The 21,568-nt window shown below is 40.7% G+C and carries 21 protein-coding genes; 3 read left to right on the plus strand and 18 right to left on the minus strand.

Going from position 1 to position 21,568, the window contains the following annotated elements:
* Positions 1–505: 505 nt before the first annotated feature.
* Complete coding sequence (locus KN811_RS20135; protein ID WP_187964415.1) at positions 506–1,141, minus strand: class I SAM-dependent methyltransferase; 636 nt, start codon at positions 1,139–1,141, stop codon at positions 506–508.
* Positions 1,142–1,717: 576 nt separating this feature from the next.
* On the opposite strand from KN811_RS20135, the gene KN811_RS20140 reads away from it, so the two are divergent.
* The gene (locus KN811_RS20140; RefSeq protein ID WP_187964416.1) at positions 1,718–3,223 is read left to right on the plus strand and encodes an MFS transporter; all 1,506 of its coding nucleotides are present in this window, start codon (positions 1,718–1,720) and stop codon (positions 3,221–3,223) included.
* A 273-nt stretch (positions 3,224–3,496) separates the two neighbouring features.
* On the opposite strand, the gene KN811_RS20145 is transcribed toward KN811_RS20140, so the two are convergent.
* From KN811_RS20145 to KN811_RS20155, 3 genes are all read right to left on the minus strand, one after another.
* Positions 3,497–4,408: a hypothetical protein gene (locus KN811_RS20145; protein ID WP_187964417.1), complete on the minus strand. Its 912-nt coding sequence runs from the start codon at positions 4,406–4,408 to the stop codon at positions 3,497–3,499.
* A 144-nt stretch (positions 4,409–4,552) separates the two neighbouring features.
* Entirely contained in the window at positions 4,553–5,350 is a 798-nt protein-coding gene (locus KN811_RS20150; RefSeq protein ID WP_216334980.1) for a M12 family metallopeptidase, read from the minus strand.
* Between the two features lie 189 nt (positions 5,351–5,539).
* Positions 5,540–5,929 carry a helix-turn-helix transcriptional regulator gene (locus KN811_RS20155; protein ID WP_187964418.1) on the minus strand — a complete coding sequence of 130 codons (390 nt, stop codon included), beginning with the start codon at positions 5,927–5,929 and terminating at the stop codon, positions 5,540–5,542.
* A gap of 148 nt (positions 5,930–6,077) precedes the next feature.
* On the opposite strand from KN811_RS20155, the gene KN811_RS20165 reads away from it, so the two are divergent.
* Positions 6,078–6,527 carry a heme-binding domain-containing protein gene (locus KN811_RS20165; RefSeq protein WP_187964419.1) on the plus strand — a complete coding sequence of 150 codons (450 nt, stop codon included), beginning with the start codon at positions 6,078–6,080 and terminating at the stop codon, positions 6,525–6,527.
* 89 nt (positions 6,528–6,616) lie between these two features.
* Here the strand turns inward: KN811_RS20165 and KN811_RS20170 are convergent, their stop codons facing one another.
* The 14 genes from KN811_RS20170 to tssD (KN811_RS20235) form a co-directional block, all read right to left on the minus strand.
* Positions 6,617–7,222 (minus strand): toxin-antitoxin system YwqK family antitoxin, encoded by a 606-nt coding sequence (locus tag KN811_RS20170; RefSeq protein ID WP_216334982.1) that lies wholly within the window; start codon positions 7,220–7,222, stop codon positions 6,617–6,619.
* Positions 7,223–7,389: 167 nt separating this feature from the next.
* Positions 7,390–8,067, minus strand: a complete 678-nt coding sequence (locus tag KN811_RS21900; RefSeq protein ID WP_247716572.1) for a toxin-antitoxin system YwqK family antitoxin — start codon at positions 8,065–8,067, stop codon at positions 7,390–7,392.
* A 34-nt stretch (positions 8,068–8,101) separates the two neighbouring features.
* Entirely contained in the window at positions 8,102–8,875 is a 774-nt protein-coding gene (locus KN811_RS20180) for a hypothetical protein (RefSeq protein WP_187964421.1), read from the minus strand.
* A gap of 6 nt (positions 8,876–8,881) precedes the next feature.
* Positions 8,882–10,117 carry a hypothetical protein gene (locus tag KN811_RS20185; protein WP_187964422.1) on the minus strand — a complete coding sequence of 412 codons (1,236 nt, stop codon included), beginning with the start codon at positions 10,115–10,117 and terminating at the stop codon, positions 8,882–8,884.
* A 3-nt stretch (positions 10,118–10,120) separates the two neighbouring features.
* Entirely contained in the window at positions 10,121–10,804 is a 684-nt protein-coding gene (locus KN811_RS20190; RefSeq protein WP_187964423.1) for a DUF4280 domain-containing protein, read from the minus strand.
* Positions 10,797–11,693, minus strand: a complete 897-nt coding sequence (locus KN811_RS20195; protein WP_187964424.1) for a hypothetical protein — start codon at positions 11,691–11,693, stop codon at positions 10,797–10,799. The genes KN811_RS20190 and KN811_RS20195 overlap by 8 nt, the downstream gene beginning before the upstream one ends.
* Before the next feature lie 9 nt (positions 11,694–11,702).
* A complete protein-coding gene (locus tag KN811_RS20200) occupies positions 11,703–12,719 on the minus strand; it encodes a DUF2931 family protein (RefSeq protein ID WP_187964425.1) in 1,017 nt (338 codons plus the stop codon).
* Positions 12,719–14,161, minus strand: a complete 1,443-nt coding sequence (locus tag KN811_RS20205) for a T6SS phospholipase effector Tle1-like catalytic domain-containing protein (RefSeq protein ID WP_187964426.1) — start codon at positions 14,159–14,161, stop codon at positions 12,719–12,721. The genes KN811_RS20200 and KN811_RS20205 overlap by 1 nt, the downstream gene beginning before the upstream one ends.
* Before the next feature lie 9 nt (positions 14,162–14,170).
* Positions 14,171–15,946: a type VI secretion system Vgr family protein gene (locus KN811_RS20210; RefSeq protein ID WP_187964427.1), complete on the minus strand. Its 1,776-nt coding sequence runs from the start codon at positions 15,944–15,946 to the stop codon at positions 14,171–14,173.
* Positions 15,947–15,963: 17 nt separating this feature from the next.
* Positions 15,964–16,362 (minus strand): hypothetical protein, encoded by a 399-nt coding sequence (locus tag KN811_RS20215; RefSeq protein WP_187964428.1) that lies wholly within the window; start codon positions 16,360–16,362, stop codon positions 15,964–15,966.
* A gap of 88 nt (positions 16,363–16,450) precedes the next feature.
* Positions 16,451–16,882 (minus strand): hypothetical protein, encoded by a 432-nt coding sequence (locus KN811_RS20220; protein WP_187964429.1) that lies wholly within the window; start codon positions 16,880–16,882, stop codon positions 16,451–16,453.
* 2 nt (positions 16,883–16,884) lie between these two features.
* Positions 16,885–18,135: a hypothetical protein gene (locus KN811_RS20225; protein ID WP_187964430.1), complete on the minus strand. Its 1,251-nt coding sequence runs from the start codon at positions 18,133–18,135 to the stop codon at positions 16,885–16,887.
* A 21-nt stretch (positions 18,136–18,156) separates the two neighbouring features.
* Complete coding sequence (gene tssD, locus KN811_RS20230) at positions 18,157–18,543, minus strand: type VI secretion system tube protein TssD (RefSeq protein WP_187964431.1); 387 nt, start codon at positions 18,541–18,543, stop codon at positions 18,157–18,159.
* 238 nt (positions 18,544–18,781) lie between these two features.
* A complete protein-coding gene (gene tssD, locus KN811_RS20235; protein WP_187964432.1) occupies positions 18,782–19,168 on the minus strand; it encodes a type VI secretion system tube protein TssD in 387 nt (128 codons plus the stop codon).
* A 276-nt stretch (positions 19,169–19,444) separates the two neighbouring features.
* Between tssD (KN811_RS20235) and KN811_RS20240 the strand changes: the two genes are divergently transcribed.
* Complete coding sequence (locus KN811_RS20240; RefSeq protein ID WP_187964433.1) at positions 19,445–21,334, plus strand: LuxR C-terminal-related transcriptional regulator; 1,890 nt, start codon at positions 19,445–19,447, stop codon at positions 21,332–21,334.
* Positions 21,335–21,568 lie beyond the last annotated feature (234 nt).

Here is a 21,568-nt window from a genome sequence, read left to right on the forward strand (position 1 = left end):
AAAATATAATCTTAATCTGATAAGATATAAAATTTTCTACTTTAAATAAACGTATAATCGTATAAAATATTATAAATAATAACCGTTAAAAACACGTGTATTAACTTACATTCATATGTTTGCCTATAGCATTCTAATTACATTTCAGTTTTGAATATTTTAATTCCAAAATCGTACATAAAAGTTCGGGGGCTTCCAAAAATGGGTTCGAGATCTGTATCATTGGAGCCGCCAAACAGGACAGATATACACTTTATTATTACAAATAAAACCATCGTTTAGGATACTCTGTTTTATGTGTACTAATTTCTTTAAATCCTGTATAAAATGGTTCGAAAATTATGCTGTGAAACACACTTTGACGGGACAAAGAGGAAATATTCTTCTTTGCTCCCTTTTTTATTTCTGTACGGCTGTTAAATGCAATTGCGGATCACGGATCAATCCGGGATCATGGATTTTATTTTGGCATTAAAGGATAGATGTTGTCCATGGGAAGCCCTTTTTAGTTGATGTCCGGTTTCTCTCCAAGCATACAATGAGCACCAAATTTTACCCGGTCATTACGTTCGGTTCGGCAATTGATAAAGCCCGCATCGCGAAATGCTGTTTCAAGATCTGCAAGCTTATGGAGGTAAAAGCCTTCCGTTCCTACTGGTTTAAATCGCATAAAATTCTCCCGGATGGGAAATGTAACGGCCGCACGTCCATTGGGTTTGAGGACACGGTACATTTCTTTAAATACTGCTCCCGGATCTTCAATGACATACGCCGTAGCAACCGTACATGCCTTGTCAAATACGCCATCTGTAGAAGGAAGGGTGTTACCTGGGGCAAGGTGTAGTATCACTTTGCCTTCCGAGATTGCTTTGGCATTTTTCCCAGATGCCATTTCGAGAGCAGTCTCTGATATTTCGACACCTGTCACGGTGCCTCCGGATGCTCGCTGTAACAACAATTTAATATTTGCACCGTTTCCGAAACCTATTTCGAGGATATCATCGTTCGGCTGTACATCCAGGAGGTCTGCTGTCCACCTGGCATGCGTAATAGTCATTCTCGTCATCCATGCAAACAAAATCTTGCCGAATAGCCCCCTGGGATGCTGTAGCTGCTTACCAATTGCCTTTAGTAGCTTCATTGTTTTATGAGATTATTGTTATACATTACAAAGATTGTTGGTATTCTTCGATCCCTTTGTTCTCCAGGCTAACGCACAACGTTTCGTGTGTATGTGCAGTAGCATCCACAACTTCATTAAAGATACAAATTATCCGATTTTCCTCAATCAACTTCTTCAAATCCTGCATAAAACGGTTCGAAAATTGTTCAGTTAAGCGCACTTTTTAGAACTACAAATGGCCATAAGCCCTTGTAAATCATAAAATTTATAAGGGCTTATCATTTTTAAGGCATTTTTTATTTGATCTGATTCTCCCTATCAAGAAATGCATTATCTCCCCATACGATTATACCAGATTTTCCGGTCAATGTCGGGTTTATTTTATTTTGATAAATAGTTCCTATTTTATGTTTGCTTCGGCTATAAAGCGGTAATATGTCACATTCCCCCCTCTAAATAGTCGTTTTCACACTCCTTATATGCAAAACAGATCACTGAACTTTGTCATATTCATCAAGATAGATAAAAATGAACAGTAATCAATCCTATTCCTGTCTCATTCAAATTAAACACCTAACAAAAAACTAATGTGCTATGAAAAAGGAGATTGCCGTAAAAAAAGCAGGAACAAAGGAGTGGATCGGGCTTGCCATTATCGCCCTGCCGTGTATGCTTTATTCCATGGATCTCACTATCCTTAACCTGGCAGTGCCCAAGTTGAGCGAGGATCTTCAACCCACCAGTGCACAGTTATTATGGATTGTAGATATTTATGGCTTCGTCATCGCGGGACTGATGATCCCGCTGGGAGCATTGGGCGATAGGATCGGCAGAAAAAAATTGCTGTTAATCGGTGCTGCCGTCTTCGGACTGGCTTCTGTATTGGCCGCCTTTTCAAACAGTGCCAATTCCCTGATTGCTTCAAGAGCCATTCTGGGGGTGGCCGGCGCTACGCTGGCACCTTCTACCCTATCCCTCATCAGAAGCATGTTTGAAGACCCAAAACAGCGAACCCTGGCTATCGGAGTATGGATTACCAGCTTTTCCATCGGTGGCGCCATAGGTCCGGTGATCGGTGGTATCATACTGGAATTTTACTGGTGGGGAGCTGTCTTTCTGGTTGCTATTCCAATAATGATCCTATTATTGATTCTGGGCCCGTTCCTGCTTCCTGAGTTCAAAGATCCCAATCCGGGGAAAATGGATCTCATCAGTGCCCTAATGTCATTGACTGCTATTTTGTCTGCAGTATTTGGCATCAAGATGGCTGTAACGGAAGGGCTTCACTTTCAGCCGGTTTTTTTTATACTGCTCGGCATACTGATTGGCTGGCTGTTTATACGACGGCAACAGAGATTGGATAATCCCTTTATCGATTTAAAGCTATTTGAAAACCGAAAATTTTCTACTTCTTTAAGCCTGAACCTCCTGGCCGCATTTATGCTTTTCGGGATGTTTTTATTTATTGCACAATATTTTCAGCTGGTCATGGACTTTTCTGCATTCGAAGCAGGTTTATGGGGCATTTCTTCAGGGATCGGGTTTATCATCGGTGCACTCACCACCCAATATCTGACCACTAAATTCAAGCCTGTGTTTATCATGACTGCGGGATTCGTCCTTGCTGCTCTGGGTTTTGGGTTACTGCTTTTTCTCGGAGGCAGCTTTGATCTGTTTTTTATAGTAAGCGGTTTTACCATCTTTTCTCTCGGGATTGCATTGGTCTTTACATTGGTGACAGATGCCATTGTGGGAAGTGCCCCGCCTGAGCAAGCCGGCCTGGCCTCATCAATGTCCGAAACAAGCTCAGAATTGGGTGGAGCACTGGGCATTGCAATTTTAGGAAGTATTGGCACACTGGCTTACAAAAACAAAATGTTCAGATCTGATCTTCAAAACGAATTAAATATTGTCGATTCCCTGGGAGGTGTTATCGCTCGTGCAAATCAGCTATCGGCAGATCGGGCATCTGACCTTATTGTTTTAGCAAAAGAGGCTTTTACTAATGGAATGCATTGGACAGCAGGGATATCTGTGATTCTATCGTTAACACTTGCCTTTTTATGCCTGAACAGTTTAAGAAAAGTGAAGCCAATCTAAAAACAATATAGTTTCATTACGATAATCCATATGATTTTTATAAAAATCTATCGTGAACATAATATTGTATTAGTTGCCATATGGTGAGAAGTTTTAAAGTCCCCCAACTTTCCTGAACGCCAATTTCTTCAAACCCTGTATAAAACGGTACGAAAATCGTTTTGTGAAGTGCACTTGACGGAGCAAAGGGAAAACATTCTTTTTTTGTTCCGCTTTTTGTTTGGGGCTATTTCAGATTATGCCCAAAAGTTCATAAGACTGTCTATAACCGGGTCACAATAATTTAAACTTAAGCCCACATCCTATACCGAATGATCTGTTGATCACCGAATTTAACCGGGTTACTGCTTCCGATCCACTTTGGTAAAAGGTCTTATCTCTTCCTTTTCCCGTTTCCAGATAGGAAATATCCGTATTAAATGTGATATATGTTTTCTTACCGATGGGATATTCTACAAACAACCGGGCATTGACACCTTTACCTGTGGCATGGTGTTTAAAACTCACGGGATGTGCCAACTCTTCCCTTAGGTTCCAGTTTGCCCCGGCAGTATATTTTACCAGATCGCCTTCTACTTCAAGAAGGATCCGGAATTTTTGTATGTCAAAGATAAATGTACTCCCTGCGGAACCTCCATACCAATGGGGCGTATAAGTACTTTTAAGTTCTTTTCCCTCTATTAAAGGTACTTTATTATCCAGCATATACAGGTGCTGGTATTTACTGGTATAGCCCAGGAAAGGAATGATTCGTATTCCGGAATTAACCAAAAGGCAGTATTGCAACCTGGCATCGAATGACAACACATACCCTTTGTCTGCACGCAGTTTTTCGCGATAAAAATTGCCTTGCCTGTTGTCTTCGCTGTAATCTGCATCTGTTACCCTTCCTGATGCAATGGCCATATAGGACATATCCATTTGTACGGAAAAACGTTTGGATATCCTTTTACCAAACAATACGCCTGCTTCCGGACCTTGTATTCTTTTCCATATCAGCTCCGATAAAATGTTTGGGTTCTGCCCCCGGATATCGCCGGCCACAGACCAGCGCAGATCTTCCTGCCTGTACTTTACATAGGGCTGTATGGAAAGTCCGTTTCTACGGATTTCCTGCCCGTGTAAGCCATCGAAAAAGAGAAACAGAAAACAAAAGACCAGGAAAAATCTAAATGTAGTAAACATATACCGGTAACTGTCTTTTAACAATTTAACGTACTTTCATATATATTAGCCGGCGGGTGGATTAAAAACAAATCAATGTGTATAGTTCAGGGATAACACTATACACATTGATATGACCAATTTCCTAAAAGGCCTTACTGCTTTTTAGTAAGGATATAGTTCGGCAATAAAGGTTTTATCAGTATCAGATAATTGAGTATTCCAACCGACTTCGAAGTCACCTATGGTCAACGCATTGTCTACGGAATAATGCATAATGGACAGGGGGTCGTATTCGCTGAACTGTGTTTCTGAAGTGGAGTATGTGGCAAAGAGGTTATGGTCTACCTGGTCCTCTGACCAGTAATTGGGTGCTCCTCCATAATATTCATATACTTTTGGTTTATCCCATGGAATATCTACTTCGGGATGCTGATGTTCGTGTATCAGCCCGAGCGCATGACCAAACTCGTGAATGGTGGTCCGGCTGAACTCCCCGTCGGAAGTATTATCGTCAAACCATCCGAAATTCATGGTTTCCCCGCCTTTGATAAGCAGTGCATCCGTACCTATGTAGGAGTAAGACCCTCCGGATTTAAAAGTTACCCTGATGTCTGCCTTGCCCCTGGTAACAAATTTAAATGTGATATTGGCATGTTCTGACCATTCGTTGGCGTATTGCATCACCTTGTCCCTGACGTACTGAGAGGCGTTCCGGTCTAATTTCACCGTAAGCGTAATGCCATTTGGCCAAACCTTATCGCTAATGGCAGCGGCCCTGGGGGTGACACCTTCCGGGTAGACGTCCTTACACATCCTGATGCCCGCGAGCTCTTCGGCGCTGAGCTCTGTTGTTTTTTCCAAATTGTTCAGATCATCTGCCTCACTTATCTCATCATTCTGGCAAGAAATAAAAATCAGGGGTAGCGTTAGCATCCATAAAAACAATCGTTTCATTTTCATAATACTTAAAGTTTTAGGTTAAAAAAATAAAATTAAATGAGGTAGATTTTACAATTCAGGATAGGTCTTGAGCAAATATATATAAATTATTAAATTCATAAAAAAAAGTTAATGAAAAGTTAAAATTTTAACATAATAAAATACATCGGAGTGCCGGACAAAGGGATTTCCGCATGTTTTATAAAACATTTATTTATTATCCAACTCCCTAAGCCACAATGAAATATCTTTATCAGAAGGAATGTCGAATTTTTTCCGGAGCCTGTATTTCCGGGTCTGGACCGCCTTGGGGGTGACATAGGTATATGCAGCAATCTCCTTGGTAGAGAAATTGAGGAACAGCATGGCACAAAAGTGTAATTCACTGGCCTGCAAGTTGGGGTCCATATCCAATAATCTCGAATAAAAATCCGGATATACTTCCATGAACCGGGAGATAAACTCAGGGTTATTTTCCTTCGCCAATGCTACCACTTCTTTAAAAGCTTCGTTCACTTTTTGTTCCAGTTCACGGGTTTCTTCTTCTTTTTGTTTTAGTACACTTTCCTTTTCTTCTATGAGGCGTTCTTTTTCCCTCATTTTTTCAAGGTATTATTAGCAGTACTACCTCATATACAATGAGAATGAAGGGGGCAAGTGGTTAAGTGCCGACAGCGAAGTAAAGAACCCTTATTTTGGTCAAAAAATGCTCTCCTGTGGTAAGGTACAGAAAGAAATAAACAAGTAGATGAGAATTATCAAAATTTCGATCATAATACTATTGGTTACGTTTGTAGGTATACAGTTTATACCCAAAACGCGTAACCAAAGTAAAATAGTTCTTAAATCTGATTTTTTGTCGGTCAACAAGGTCCCCAAAACATTGGAACGCAAGATCAGGGTGTCCTGCTACGACTGTCACAGTAACAATACAGAATATCCATGGTACAATAAAATTCAGCTGATCAGCTGGTACCTGGAAAAACACGTAGAAGAAGGAAAATACGAACTGAATTTTAATGAATGGGGAAACTATTCTTCCAGAAAGAAAAGAAGTAAATTAAGGTCTATCAAAAGCCAAATTGAAAATGACAAGATGCCTCTTTCGTCTTATACCTTATTGCACCGGGAGGCCATTCTTAATGAAGAAGAAAAACAAATGTTTTTAGCATGGCTGGACACTCTTGACATTCCTTGATTTTGGTAGTAAAGGATGTACTGAATTAGCCTCCCTGGCGCTCTTTTGAACAACGAGTACCTATTTAAATAGCCGCGTTCTCGTTTCTTTCAATAACACAGCTCTTTCTTATTAAAAATACAATGTGGGAAACGCACATCTATGGAGTCTTTTAATGTGTATGTTTTTGTGCTGTCTATTTCTCCTTTTTTATTGTAATAAGTCCATTTTCCATATTTGAAATTCTTTTTTACCTGGCCTTCTTCTTTTAAACTACCTGTGTAAAAAAAATCTTTCCAGTAACCTGAACCTTTTTTAAATTTAGTCGAATAAAGAATGGTCCTATCTTCTTCTTTTACAATTCTCATATTTCCATGTATGGCATTATTGCAATATTCTACCGTTTTTTGCAGTAAAGTGTCTACTTCTTTACCGTTCCATTGTGTTATAGTTCGCTCGTAGGTTTCAATTGGGATTCCTTTAAAAACAACTACATTTTCATCTAATCTAATCTTTTTCCGTTTATCGATGTCCCTGAAAAAATAGAAAGTGGCCCCATAAGGTTTTTCCGGATGGTGGATTATCGTATCCCTGCTCTCTTTTTCAATATAATATTCTGAATCATGTGCTTTTCTAACTATTAACCCTTTAGGATTAACTTTATAGCGTTTAAAAAAAAGGCTTACCTCCACTTCTCCCCCAATACTGCTGGTCATGTTTTTAACAACACTAAATGGTAGAGGAGGTGGGTTTTCTGCATCATATATGACTTTTTTACAGGTGCAACTGTTGGTAAGAATACATATTAGAATACTAATGATACTACTCACTGGCGCTCTTTTGAACAACGAGTACCTATTTAATAGCCGCGTTCTCGTTTCTTTCAATAACACGGCTCTTTCTTATTAAAGATACAATGCGGGAAACGCACATCTATGGAATCCTTTAAGGTGTAATTTTTGATACTGTCTAATGTTCCGTTTTCGTTATAGTACTTCCACTCTCCATATTTGAAGTTTTTTTTTACCCGGCCTTCTTCTTTTACTTTAAGATTGTTTTTTTTATATGTATTTAAATCTTCAAAATAAAAATCTTTCCAGTAGCCAGCCCCTCTATTAAACTGCGTAGTATAGTTTGCAATAGTAAATGTGTCCAGGTTTCCATTTGTATCGTACTTAAAAAAACGCCAATCTTTTTGCCGACCTTTAAAATTATAATAGTGATTTACAGGCAACCCCATCACAATAGATACATCTTCTCCACATAATGCGCTTCTTTTCAGTTGTAAATGTATCCCACTTACATTCACTTTATTGACCTTGTCATACAGTCGCCCATTTTTTATGCAGTACTTTTTTAATACTTGATTCAAAGACATCATATCACTGTATTCCTCGGAATTTAAACCGTCGAATTTCCAAAAAACAAGTGAATCCTGAAAGCTAATGCCTTCAATTCTTTCAGTTTGCCGTTCTGAAGCAACTGTTATTTGCCCAGAACAACATAAAACTACTAGCCAAATGGGGAACAAACACAATACAAATTTTTTATAATTTTTCATCGCTATCCCCATGGAATAAATAAGTTCCCTTGTTCTACTCCAACCCGAGCTGCTTTTTAAAATCTTCTTTGAGATAGGGTTTTAATTCTTTTATTTTAAAATACAATAAATTATCCATGTTTAGAAATGAATATACCCCTCCAAAAGGCTGAAAGTTGATCGTTATACCTGATACCCGGCCGCCTACATCATCTCGAATAATTCTAATTTCATCCAAATCTTCAATGGTTATTTTATTCTTATTTTCTAAATATTCAGAGACCATCTCATATCCATCACTATCTGAAGGATACTCTTTGTATTTTTCCTCGATTTTTGTATTACATACCTCAAGAAATGTAATTGGTTCTTTTAGAAAATCTTTAGCATTAATTTTTGCGACTTTATTAAGATCGTAACATGCATACTTATAATATTCACGAGGTGAAAACAAAGGGTGGAATTTATATTCAATATTTATAAGTCCATTTTTCTCGTATAAAATCTGATATTTCTCTACAATATAATTGCAGTTGGATATTTCCGAATCGTTACAACTTTCCAAAAGAGCTTTTTTACCTTCTATACTCTTATTTATTTCCGAATTATTGATGAAATTTTCTGAAAGTTCAAAAATTAGATCGTTTGCTCTTTTCTCTTTTTCCCCGTTCTTTAGCTTTATATATAAATTCTCAACAGTAACAAAACCAATATCTTTTAATTCAACAGAATCTTTTTGTACTTGAAAAGAAATATCATTTATAATTTTTTGTGCTTTGCATGAGATAAAAAAAAGCAATCCAAAAAGCCCTATTAAAACAGATTTCATATGGAATTATTTTTTTAAGCCTAAAGGCTTGAGTTCTATAATTTCTTCTTCATTTATTTTTTTCAATAACTCAGTTGTTTCTTTATATTTTCCTCTCCATTTTTCGAGTAATCTTTTAACACTTCTTTTTTGTTCTTCATTTCCATTCTCATAAATAAGTTGAAAGTGCCTCTTGAGATTAAAAACATCTGATTTTCTTGCTTTTTTATAATATTTTACTCTCATTGGAAGTCCTCCGGTATCATAATAATTTACAGCCTTTGATACTCCTTCCACATCATCTTCTTCTGCCAAATCTTTCGGATATTTTCCTTTATAGACCGACCCTTTATTCCAAAAATACAGTGCAGACTGAGTAGCATACATCGAATTCTCAGAAAGTTTTAAATAATTACCTTCGGTCAAGTCATTTTTGTCATTCTCAGCTGTAAAATCAATTTCTCCAGTATTATCCTCCGGAAAAGGATTAGAATCTCTAAAATCTTTAAACTTGCTATAATGGTTTCTCCCTGTTAGCTGTTTTAACCCTCTTCCTTTAAACTTCCATCCATCTCGGGTAAGTTCATCACCATTACCTAATTCTCTCTTGTCCCCAGAATATGGAGCATAGGCTCTTGAGAGCAGGGGAACACCAAATACACCATGATTTTTCAAAATAATTTTAAATTTAATTTCTTCTTCTCCATTTACCTCTTTAAGTAATTCTTCTCCCCCATCATATTTAGCGTAGAATTTTTTATCTATCACCTGCACTTCTTCATCTAACAACAACTGCTTAAGTTGTGCATTAGTTTTTGGTATTATATTCCCCTCTTTGTCTTCAATCTTGATTATATCGGTTAAATAATCTTCCAACGAATTGGCAATGGTCTGGTCAAAAGTAATGGTATCATTACTAAAAACACCCGGGATTACAGAAGTGTATCTATAGGATTCGTACTCAGCAAAAGTTTTAAACCTGGCACATTCCAAAATTATTTGAGCAACAAAATGCGCCTTCCTAAGACAGGTATCCAGTCCAAAATCTTCCCTATACTTGTTTAAGTAAGGCAGTACAGCATTTATATTTTCTTCCTGTTTTGAAGAAATAGTCCCACCAATAGTTTTTTTTATCTGCTCCAAAGTAATCTCTTCTTTACAATGCGGACACTCATAAGGTTCTACCTCAACTTCTAATTTCTCATCAAAATCAAAAGTCCTTCCAGCTACTTCTACACTTTTTATAACTAATGTCCTTCCCATAGCTTATTTCTCTTCAGTATCTTTCCATTCCTTTTTTAAGGTCACCATCTCCATTTCGGCAACCCCATTCTCCATAACAGTGCCTTTGTATATCAATTCTTTCTGCCCTTTTTCAATATCCCACTGCTTATCATCTGCTACCTTGAGTTTAACAGAAGTTCCTGGATCTACATTTGATGTTAGCACATATAGTTTCAGGTTTTCCTTATATTTTGAACCTTTAATGCGTTCTTTCCCTTCCTCATCCATCCAATAACTCTCCACTACTTTCGGAGCCTGATCGGCACCCAGCATGGCCCCGGGCAGCATACGTGCCAGTTCGGTAAATTCTTCGGCTACGCTGCCGGCGCTGTCTACCTGTAAGGGGTCGGTGATCGTAATTTTTCCTCCGGTACTGCACATGCATTCCGAGTCCTGGAACAGGAATTTCTTGCTTCCGCCCAGGGTGGTCTTTTCACTGGTCTTTGTCCATTTCTGCAAGGCAGGCACGCAGGGCAGATAGTCGCCACTGGTGGGCTTGAGCTTGCATTTGCCGAAGGTCTTGGGCACCTGCCTGTCCATGTCTGTGGCTTTTAGCTTGCCCTGTACTTTTATTTTTGTGTTTTCGGTAACCTTCAGTTCGGCCGGGTTAAAACCCTGGTCGCATTCTACAATGGCTCCGTCACACACATAAATTTTGTTACTCATGGTGCAGCATTTTTAAATGGATATCGGTTTCCTTACGGTACAGGTCTCCTATTGCTATATCGATCTTCAAAGCTCCGCCGTCTATCCGGCCGGATTTTGGCTTTAAATTGTAATAGCCGTTGTATTTAAAAGACAACTTGTGCTCACTTCCTGTCTCTGGAGTCAGGTTTCCCGTAAAAACGTTCAGCTTTTGTAGCGGAAATTTTGGATGCTCACTGTCCGGCTTTCCGGAAAATTCCAATCTCCCTGTATCTAAAATACGATAAAAATCTTTTAGCTTCTTATGTACGGTGAGCGGCAGGGAGACAGAACCTACTGCATTGTTCAGCCATCCGGGTTCTTTTACTGCTTTGTAGGGAGACAGCCCGGTGTTAAAAATACCGGCAAAAAGAAAGGCATAAAATGTATCCTTTTTGTAGAGGTCCTGTATGTTTTCTTCCCGTAATTGCCATTCAAAGTCCGGTAGCCACTCTTTTTTAATATCGGGATATGTCCCCACCAGACGGGGTTTCATTTCCTCCCATTTTTCCCTTACCTGTGATGTGTTTACCACACGCAGTATCTCAAAGGAAGAGCTGACCTCAAAGACCAGCTCATCGTTGATCGTCGCCACTTTCAGGGCGATCTGCCGGGCTTTTGATAACTTTTTTAAGGGGAACCCTTTTTCATCGACCATCACACGTTGCAGGTGGGTTAACCTGAATTGTATGGCTTTTGTACTGACCGCCCCTTCACATCGCAGGGAAAAGGGCATTTTTATTTTGGAAAAAAAAGCTGTTTCTCCTTTTTTTATCCGGGTATACACCTCTGCTTTATAATGATATATGCTTTGCTCTTTATTTAAGTGCAATACGTAAGTAATATCTTTATCTGCAGTTGTACTCATCATTTTTACGGATTACCAATCATCTGAAACCGGATACACCCTAATCTCCGCTTTTGTAATGGGAATTTCCTCCTGTTGCCCTTTTAACAACAATTGTAATGCTGTATTATCTTCCTTTACCCGGATAATCAGTGTAGCCCTGTCTTCTTTGTTCTCTTTAAAGACCTTTTTGTATATCTTAAAGATCTCTTCTTCTTCAAAAATCACTTTGGCCCCGTATTTTTGTCCGCTTTGATCCTGCCATTCCAGCCGGAACCGTTTGGGCAGGGCCCTTTTTTCGTCTTTTGTTATCTCAGGGTTACCACCTTCTGTATGAAGGCCTTCGCCGTTGTAATATCTTATCAATATTGTTGTAAGCGTTTCTTTATCCTGAAATTCCATCTGCGGATGCCAGGTGTATCTCTCCCGGTAGGTATCCCAAAGATCAAAAGGGAGTGGCTGGTTTTTTATTTCTTCGCTGATTTTTGTTGAATACACATGTTCTACATACTCTTCTACCGACATCTCGGCGTGGGGAATAAATGTTTCTTTGGAGACTTCCCGGGTCTTTTCTGCCTGAAAACGGGCCACCTCAACCGTTTTTCCACCGCCCAGTAACCATACGGCCACCATTCCGCCAGGGGCTACACCGACAGAAATACGGGTATAAGTGCTCTGTTTTTTTAGACGGTCTGTAAACCCTTTTTTAAAAAGCGCTTCCATTTTTTCCTTCGGAAGGGTAAAGTGCCCGGTGTAAAATTGCTTTTCTGTATATGACGCCCATACAATATCCATAGATTCCGGAACGGCTTTCAGGTCATCACCCGTTACATGCATGGAACCGGGTTTTCCCCAACCGTTTTTTAACAATCTGCCATCGGGTATATACAATGAAGTGCCTTCGCTAAAATTAAAATATCCGCTAACAACTTCGGCCGGATAGTTTTTTGGGGCACAGACCGAAGGTAACCAATCGTATTTCTCCATTTGATTTTGACTCGTACAGGACATAAAGCCTGCCATTATAAATATGATGATTATTTGTCTCATTAGCCGTTCTGAATTACTCTTTGCCGTATTCCGTTCTCTCTGTTCGGCCCCATTCCAATACCGTCGTAATGTGCTGAAAAATGGAGGTATCTGTTTCTAAGTTCTTTTAAAACCTCGTGGTCTTCGGGGTTATCATAAGCCATTTCAGGGGCATTGCCTTTTACATAGCTATCCAGGCGTGCCTTTACATGTGTAAGTTCATTAATTATGGAGTATTGTCTGCTCAATAAGTCCAGCTCAAAATTCACTCTTTTTTCAAGGGCATATTCCACCATGATCTGTAATGGGATAAAACTATACTTGTTGCTCAGGCCTCTTCTCCATCCCCTTAATACACCCGTAAAAGAATTAACTGTTATTTCAGCAGGCCTGTACCATCCTTCATCTATTAAACGCTGCCGTTCTTCCCTTAACTTCGAAAGGGAGATAAGGGAATAATCCACCCAGATATCTTCATCGGCATTATCGACATAACAGCCACCTATATCGGAATGCACACCCGGTAAAGTCTTTTCCAGTCCTCTTCCCCCGGTGCTGTTTATATTGGTAAGCCTGAAATTATTGCGGTGTTCGTCCGCTGCAGCCAATTGTAATGTGTATCTCGACCTTCTTACGGCATCCAGTCCCAGGTCTTGTGTATCGTTATAATGGGCCACTCCATAAGATGCTACCGTATCGTACAGCCCGGTAAAACGGACCTGAAGCATTTTTACTTTTATCCCGTTCCTTTGAAGATGTTCTCCCAATCTTCCCCGATCCACTTCATAATATATATTAGTGGGCATTCCTCCCGGTCCTGCCGGGGGGATCACTTCTTTTAAATCGCCCTCCCTGTGATGGATCTCATAAATAAAATGCCTTGCCGCTGCGGCACCCCTGCTAAAACCAAAAACATCAATGGTAAGTATGTTTATTTTTTCTATCCCTTCTTCGCCGACGGTTTCCGCAACTTTTTCACACCCTTTATATACTTTTGCCTTTACCCCGGTAGATCCTGTTCCCAATCCCCCTCCGATCTTGCTATCTCCTTCATAATCCTCTGTTCCGATACCTTCTATGTAAATGGAGAATTGCTTCAGGTTTTCATTATCGATCTTTTCGTAAAACGGTTCCATACGGGAAACATTGGAATGATCGTTTTCATAACTGCCTGTCCCTTCCCTGTATTTTGCGGCAACATCCGCCCTGTGAGGTTCGTTCCGTTCCGCTTTTTCGTGTTCCAGGCGGGAATTTACATTTTTCCTGTTATTCATGGTCCCGTCGAAAAAGACACCGATCGTAACATTGACAACATCTTCCGGCAGGTATTCTTCATATTCCGCATTGCCCACATATACGTTGGAGGTTTGTACATCCACCCCACTCAGTACCTGTGCCGGTTCCTGGTTCTGTGCACCTGTATTTTGTGCCGTTAGTGTTATTCCGGAATTTGAATTTTCCATAAGCTGCAATTATTCTCCGTAATCTACGCCTTCGGCACTGGCTATGGTGATAAGCCCTCCTGCATTGGTCTTTATTTCCCCACTGGTATCGGTGGTCATTTCCTGTGCCTGTTGTTTATAGGTGGCACTGATCACCTTGATCTCTTCGTTGACCTGTATATCATTGTTATTTGCACTGAACATATGGTCATTGCCCACGATCTCGGATTTATTGTTCCCTACCTGAATAGCCAGGTCTTCCTCGACATTGATCTTCATATTTTTCGCGTTCAGTGTCATTGTTTCGTTGGCCGTGATATCGATATTATTACCGACAGTATCGATAAAAATAGTGTTTTTATTCTTGTCGGTAATGGTTATGTTTTCTGCTCCCTTGGCATCATTGAGTTTAATGATATGCCCGCTGCGCGTGTGGATCACCTTGAGGTCATTCTCTGCCGTAGCATAGCCACTTACCTGGTTGCCATTGTACATGGTACCGGTGACATATGGTTTTTCAGCATTCCCCCCTTCGAAGGCCACCAGTACTTCTTCTCCTGTTTCCGGGATAAAATAAAATCCCTTGCTGCTTCCTCCGTAGGGTTGCACCATCCGTATCCAGGTACTTTCGTAATCCCAGTGAAATTTTACCTTTACCCGTCCCAGGCCTTTGGGATCATTATTATCCGTAACAACAGCGGGTTGGGTTTCTGCTGTTCTTATGGTATGGAATGGATCGGTATAATGAGGTACAGCCATATCCGCGGGGATCGCATCAAAATGACAGCGATACTCTCCTACGGCCTGAGAGTTGTGGGTGGCCTTGATGATTACAAATTCACTTTGGATACCATTTTTTATAATGGTAACCGTTCCCCCTATCTGTAAAGGGGCATCACTTACCCCGGAATAGATCACCGTATTGGCTTCACTGGCCTTCTGAAGGAGTTTTTGCATTTCCTGTAATTCCCTGTTGTTGCCTACATGGGCCACATATTGATAATTCCGGTTTTGACGGTTATGTACATTTTGAGAAGACTTGTTCAAAGCATTCCGGGCAAACAGGCTTCGGCTGTTTTGTTCGGGGGTCTGCTTTTGTTCGGTGAGTGTTTCTGCATTTTCATAATCATATCCCTTTAAACTCACCTTATGGGACAGGATACTGCTGCCCGGAACAAAATGATGCAGGTTTACCTTATCTACCAGTTCTGTGCTATAGGATTGCAACTTTCCGAACTGCAGCTGTTCCCCGTCGTAATAGAACCATTCGCCATAGCGCCTGGCCATACGTCGTATAAAGGTAAAATCTGTTTCGTTATATTGCACAATATAAGCCAGGTTGTCCGGGTATTTGGGAGAAATACCCTCTGACCGAATCAGTTCCTGGGGAATATCACGGGTGGCATCATGGATGATATCCGGCAATGACTTATCGATAAAGGTCTGGCTTTGGGGTATGTCATCCAGCATAACGGTTAGACTTTTCCCCTGGATGATATACCCGGTGGCATCGGAAGGATGCATTTGGGTAATGACCCCGATAAATCTGATCTCTCCGCCTTTCTCGTCTTTTAGTTTGACAAGGACCCGGCTCGCGTGGTATTTTTGAATAACCTCGGCCTGCTGCCGGAAATCTTCGACCGGGGCCTCACTAAACCTCCAGAAAAAGCTGAAATCATGGTGAGAAGCCATGCCCTGGGAAAGGGAAAGATTTTTATACTCTACACGGCGGTCAAAACCTTCTATTTGTACGGTTACCTTTTCGAGAAGGCTCTTGGTCAGTTGGTTAATTTCTGCATTCATCATTGCCGTAGATTTTTATGTTATTGATCTGTATCTTCTTCGTTATGCTCTTTTTTAAGTTCTTTCCGCAAGTTTGTCAGCTTGTCTTCTATTTCTTCCCGTGTTAATCTGCTTTTTGTTTCTTTAAAAGCCTTTAAAAAAGCGGTGATATTTATTTTATTCTTGCCCCAGTCCAAAATCTGGCTTCCGGGGCATTCGCTCTTAATAGTTGCCTTTTCATTGTTGATATCCATAGTCACTTCTTCAGTCCACGACCGCCAGGAAAATCTGGTCCGGGCAATAAACCCCGTTTCATCAATGACCATCATCTTCCAACCAAGGTCGAATGCCGTATCGATGGCAATGATCAAAAAATGTGATTTGTCCATGCCGTTGAAGGGAATGTCCTGAACGCATTTTGGGGGGAATCCGAATGCCATATTTTCTATTGTCTTTTTATATTATTGTTTTGCTACCCCGGAATTTTTGAAAGCAGCTTTATAGCCCATCTTAGTGAACTACACCTTTTCAGATATAATTAGGATTATTAAAAGTTAAAAACCACACTCCCAGAGCAAAGAGTCCAATACTCCCTACTATGTACAGGAATAAATACCCAACGCCCCTATTGTTCTTTCCATTTTTTTTATCAAATTCTTCAACGATCCGTTTCCATTTTTTTTTATATACAAAAAGCAGATAAACCATCCCCAGAAAAAGAGCAATAAAAAAAATCGCTACGGCTTTATTGTGACCTGTGATATATTCTCCCCATAAATTTACACCAGATACTATGCTCATTAAACCAATTAAAAAAACCAGTTGAAATAATAACGTGATAAAAAGAACATACTCCGCTGCCAAGGGAGCGTCATCGCTAACCTTTGAAAAAAGTTTGTACGATTTATAATAAATAAATCTATAAAATTTTGGGGCCTGTATTTTTTCTAACCAACTCATATTTAGTTATTCATGATTTCTTTTATAAGACGTGGGTTATGAAGTTCAGTATTATCTTTTACCGGCATGGCATTTTCCAATAATTCCTGTCGATTGGTTTTTTCCAGTTCTATCATAAACTCCCGGTCATGGGTTATTTCCATTAAATATTGATTGTATAGCCGTTGCTGTCTTAGGGCCTCTGCTTCTGCTTCCTGCTGGGCAGCAGATTTACCCCAGTCGCCCCACCAGCCAAACGCATCTCCTATAAAATAAGTTCCGGATATGACCCAACCTATCGGGTTTGTAAGTCCAATAACCCCCATAGTAATGTCCAGAGCAGCTTTTCCTGTCACACCCCATTTGTTAGCATCTGCATTATAATGAGCTTCAGTTATTTCGTATATCGAAAATCCAGCACTTACCACAAAAAGCCTTCTTCCTATGGTCTTGTATACCTTGGCCCTTTTAAGCGCATTTCTTGCCCCGATCTTATGCAACCCAGGACCCGGGCCTGTCCTTTGCCTGAATAATCCGCGAACTTTACCTTTCTTATTCGTATACCACCCAATATTGTTTTCCAGGCTTACCCCAGGAATAAGTTCCCCCACATGCCTGTACTCCAAAGCTCCCGTAACGATTCCTCCAACTCCAACACCTTTTTTTATGGTTTGATAATAAGGATCTTCCCAATACGCAAACCGGCTTTCGGGTTCCGGTATTTTATTGTTAAAAGTTCCTTTGTGCAGATGGTCCATTTCATCAGGGAACATATCATAAGTGCTTTCAGCCAGTTCTATTCCGGGAGTGGAAGGATCATCAAAAATACGCAAACGATAGCCGGTAGCAGGGTCTTCGGCATATACTTGTATTTCCTGACCGAAACTGTCATCCATATGTATTGTGGCCTGTTCAGAAAGTTCTACCCATTGGTAGCCATTGAACACCTTATAACCTGTTTTTCCAAAATCTACCGGACGAACGTAATTTTTAAAGGGATCGTTGCCGGAGCTGCCAGTATTCATATTCATAATAAGCCTGTCCATTTCATCCAGGGTCATCCCCTGGCTTTGGCAGTCTATGGATTCTGCTATATTGGCCAGTTCGTATTTCCGCATTTCCATTTGTTCCTGGAAAAGAGTACTTAACACGGGAAAAGGGTCAAAGGTACCGGGAGTACAGGACCGAAGCATGGGCCCCGCCTGGCACCTGGCCTGTTCCAGACTGGGTTGTATAACCTGGTAGTGTAATTTTTCCAGTTCGTCCTTGATCATGATTCAGGCAAATTTAGCGGGTTAATCCCAGGTATTCTCAAAATCCACATCCTCTACCTTCATCTTTTTTACCGAAAGGACCATATGGGTCTGCAAAGGTGCCGTGTTATGGGCATTAAAATGTTCTTTGAACTGGATGCAGTAGGCCTTTTTAAAATCGATCTTATACAGTCGGCTCATCGCATCCCGTTTATAAAAAGTAATGCTTCCATCCTTGGTCTGGGTGGGCGAGACCATCCAGTGCAGAAAATTGGTCTTGCCATTGGATTCCAATAAAAGGTGGATCAATCCCCCGCGTGCCGTCCCTACGGGTTTACGGTTGTGGTCAGTCTCCTGGTGAAAGGAATAGGAACAGTCCAGAATATTGTATTCATTCCCGTCCACTGTCAATCGCGCCAAAAAGCTCATAAACTAAAAGTATTAATTATATATCAGTAAAAATGCTAAAGTACAGTTTTATACTCTTATCTAATACGACCCGTTTTTTACAAAATGGTCACATATCCCATGTACAAATAAGGATATCTCCAGAATTGGTTTAGCTTTTGAGGGGGGAAAGTTTGGGTAATAAAGGGGATGATTGTTCACCATCCCCTTTCAGTAATATTTGACTTGATCGCTTATTACAATAAATTAAGGAATGGCATTATACCCATTCGTTGATATGTTCGCCGCCTCCGCTGGCAATCATACGGCAGGAGATGGTGAAAGTCTCTGTCAAAGGATTATCTCCTCTGTGATCAAAATTCTCTTTGTACTTCACCAGGTATCCTTCCGTGAAGTTCACTTCGCGAAGTTTGGCGTCAGTGTCACGCTTAATATAGGTGATGGTTCCGTTCTTACGTTCGAAATTGTTGGTCATCCACTCGAAAAAGAAAGAGTCTCCGGTAGATTCTACGGTCAGGTAAATTCGTCCGCCGCGGGTTACTGAAGAAGGTCGTCCTGTGGCATCTACTTCCTGTGCCAGGTCGTAGTTGGCGTTGAGAATGTTTACTTTTTTCCCGCCAACGGATAATGTTGCTTTAAATGACATAATACTAAAATTTAAGAATTAAGGTTAAAAAATAAAAAATACCAAATCAAATATCGAATTATATATAATGGCAAGATACTAAAAGTGAATATATTATGCAAGCATAATATTTTAAAAAAACATAAAACTTCACTTTTTGCGAATCATAATTATATAAATAACACACATAAATTTTCCTTTTCGGGGTTAATTCATATCGCATATACGACGGCTACAAAACATCCGCGAAATTTGTATATTTGAGCAGGGGAGTTGTAATTCTTATATCTTTACTGCATGGGTAGATCATTATTTATTTGCTTTTTTATCTTTTTTACCACTTTGTTCCGCCCGTCCGGAACACGGGCACAATCTGTAGTTATCGATTCCCTGAACACCATTATCGACAATCCGGGTGCTACAAACGGGGAACGTATCGAAGCCATGTACAAATTGTCCAGAATACTGTCAATGAACAGACAGTCGGGAAAGGCAATGAAAATGGCAAAAGAAGCTCTTGAGCTCAGTTACCCGGAAAAAGACAAAAAGTATAGTGCAATCACTCACGCCCTCCTGGGTTATTTGTACTATCAACAGGATAGTATTGCTTTGGCATTTCAGGCCATAGACAGTGCTCAATGGTATGCGTCCCGGACAGAGGACAAGATCGTAAAGGGACGGGTACTCTCTCAAAAAGGATGGTTGGAAAATATGGTGGGAAACCCGGATAAGGACTATGAATATATGCTGGAAGCACTACGTCTGTTCGAAGGAGAGGAGGCTTTCATCCATCAAACCATCATTTACCACCGCCTTGCTGCCATACACGCCTATTGGAAAGATCCTGAAAAACAGAAGTATTATACCAATCTCTGTCTTGATGCTGCACTGAAAAGTGATGACCCCGATGCCATAACAAATGCTTACCTGAGTATGGGCAACAGCTATCTCAATCGTTTTCGCAAAGCTCCCGGCCAAAGGCAACTGCTTGATTCCTCCAAATATTATAACAGGCTGATCCTGGAATTGAACGAATCCAAACGAAAACACATTACGGTCCCGACTACTGAAGGAATTGCAGCCCTGAACATGGCAAACCTCTATTATGAGTTTTATCCGCTTGCCTATAAAGACAGTGCCCGGGTATACCTCGATCGGGCGATTAATGTAGGAAGGGAAAGCGATTACCCGGATATTATTGTCAACAGTTATGGTATTTTAAGCGAATACGCCCGGAAAGAGGGCGATTATGATCAGGCAGAAAAGCTGTTGAATATGGCAATGACGGAAATTTCCAGCAACTCCAAGAGCGATGCCCAGTTGAAAATGCGTATCGCCGGTGCCCTGTCGCGGGTGGCCGAGGATAGCGGGGACAATGCCAAGGCCCTGAAATATTACAAACAATATATGACGTTTGACAAGGAGTTTTTTGACGAAGAAAAACTTTCCATTACCCAAAAACTCGAAGCACAATACCAATCTGAAAAGAAGGAACTTGCCCTCGCAGCCGCCCGGCAGGAAACTGCCTTTACCAAAAAACTGAACCGGTATTATTTAATCCTTATCATTGCCGGGCTGCTGGCCCTGTTCTTCCTTTTCCGTTCATATCATTTTAAACTCAAGGCATCCCAGCAAAAACAATTATTGCTTACGGGCGAAAGGAATGAAGCAAAGCTCCAGGCCAGTCTCAAAGCCGAAGAGACCGCCCGCCTGGAGGCCGAACGCGAACTCATGCAGGAGCGCCTGGACCGGCTGGAAAAAGAACTCCTTGCCGGCACCTTACAGGTAGAGGAAAAAAACACCCTGCTGCAAGACCTGAGAGAAAAACTCAACGCTCTGGACAGCAATGACCCCCTGCACCGACAGCTCAACCGCCTGATCTCTAAAAATTATGAGGTTGACAAGGGCTATGACGACATCAAGGCCGAATTTGCCGAAATACACCCTGAGTTCATTGCCGGCCTTCAGGAGAAAGCGGAAAACAAACTGACCCGCCTCGATCTGAAATACTGTTCCTATATCTTAATGGGATTGACCAATAAGGAGATAGCCATAAAGCTGAATGTTACTCCCAAAAGCATCCGGATGGCCCGCTACCGGCTTAAACAGAAACTGAAACTGCAAAAGGACGATAACCTTGACCAGTTTATCAGCGACCAGGGATCCAGGCCGGACACCGCGGTATAGCATCGTCTGGTTTTGCTGTTTTCCGAAACCATAATCAAAAAAAGGAAAGGCCAGTTCAATAACCGTTTGGTCCCTTACCGTTACAGCACCCTTTTTAGCCCAAACCAACAGGTTTTCAGTCAAAACCTCACCGTCATCAATCAAAACAAGTGCGCGGGGATTAGAAACGAACACGTTTCCGGTCGAAACCATATCAAGGCTAATGGAAACCATGCCGTGACCAGCAGAAACGAA

This window comes from Sinomicrobium weinanense, assembly GCF_018863395.1.
Lineage (GTDB): Bacteria > Bacteroidota > Bacteroidia > Flavobacteriales > Flavobacteriaceae > Sinomicrobium > Sinomicrobium weinanense.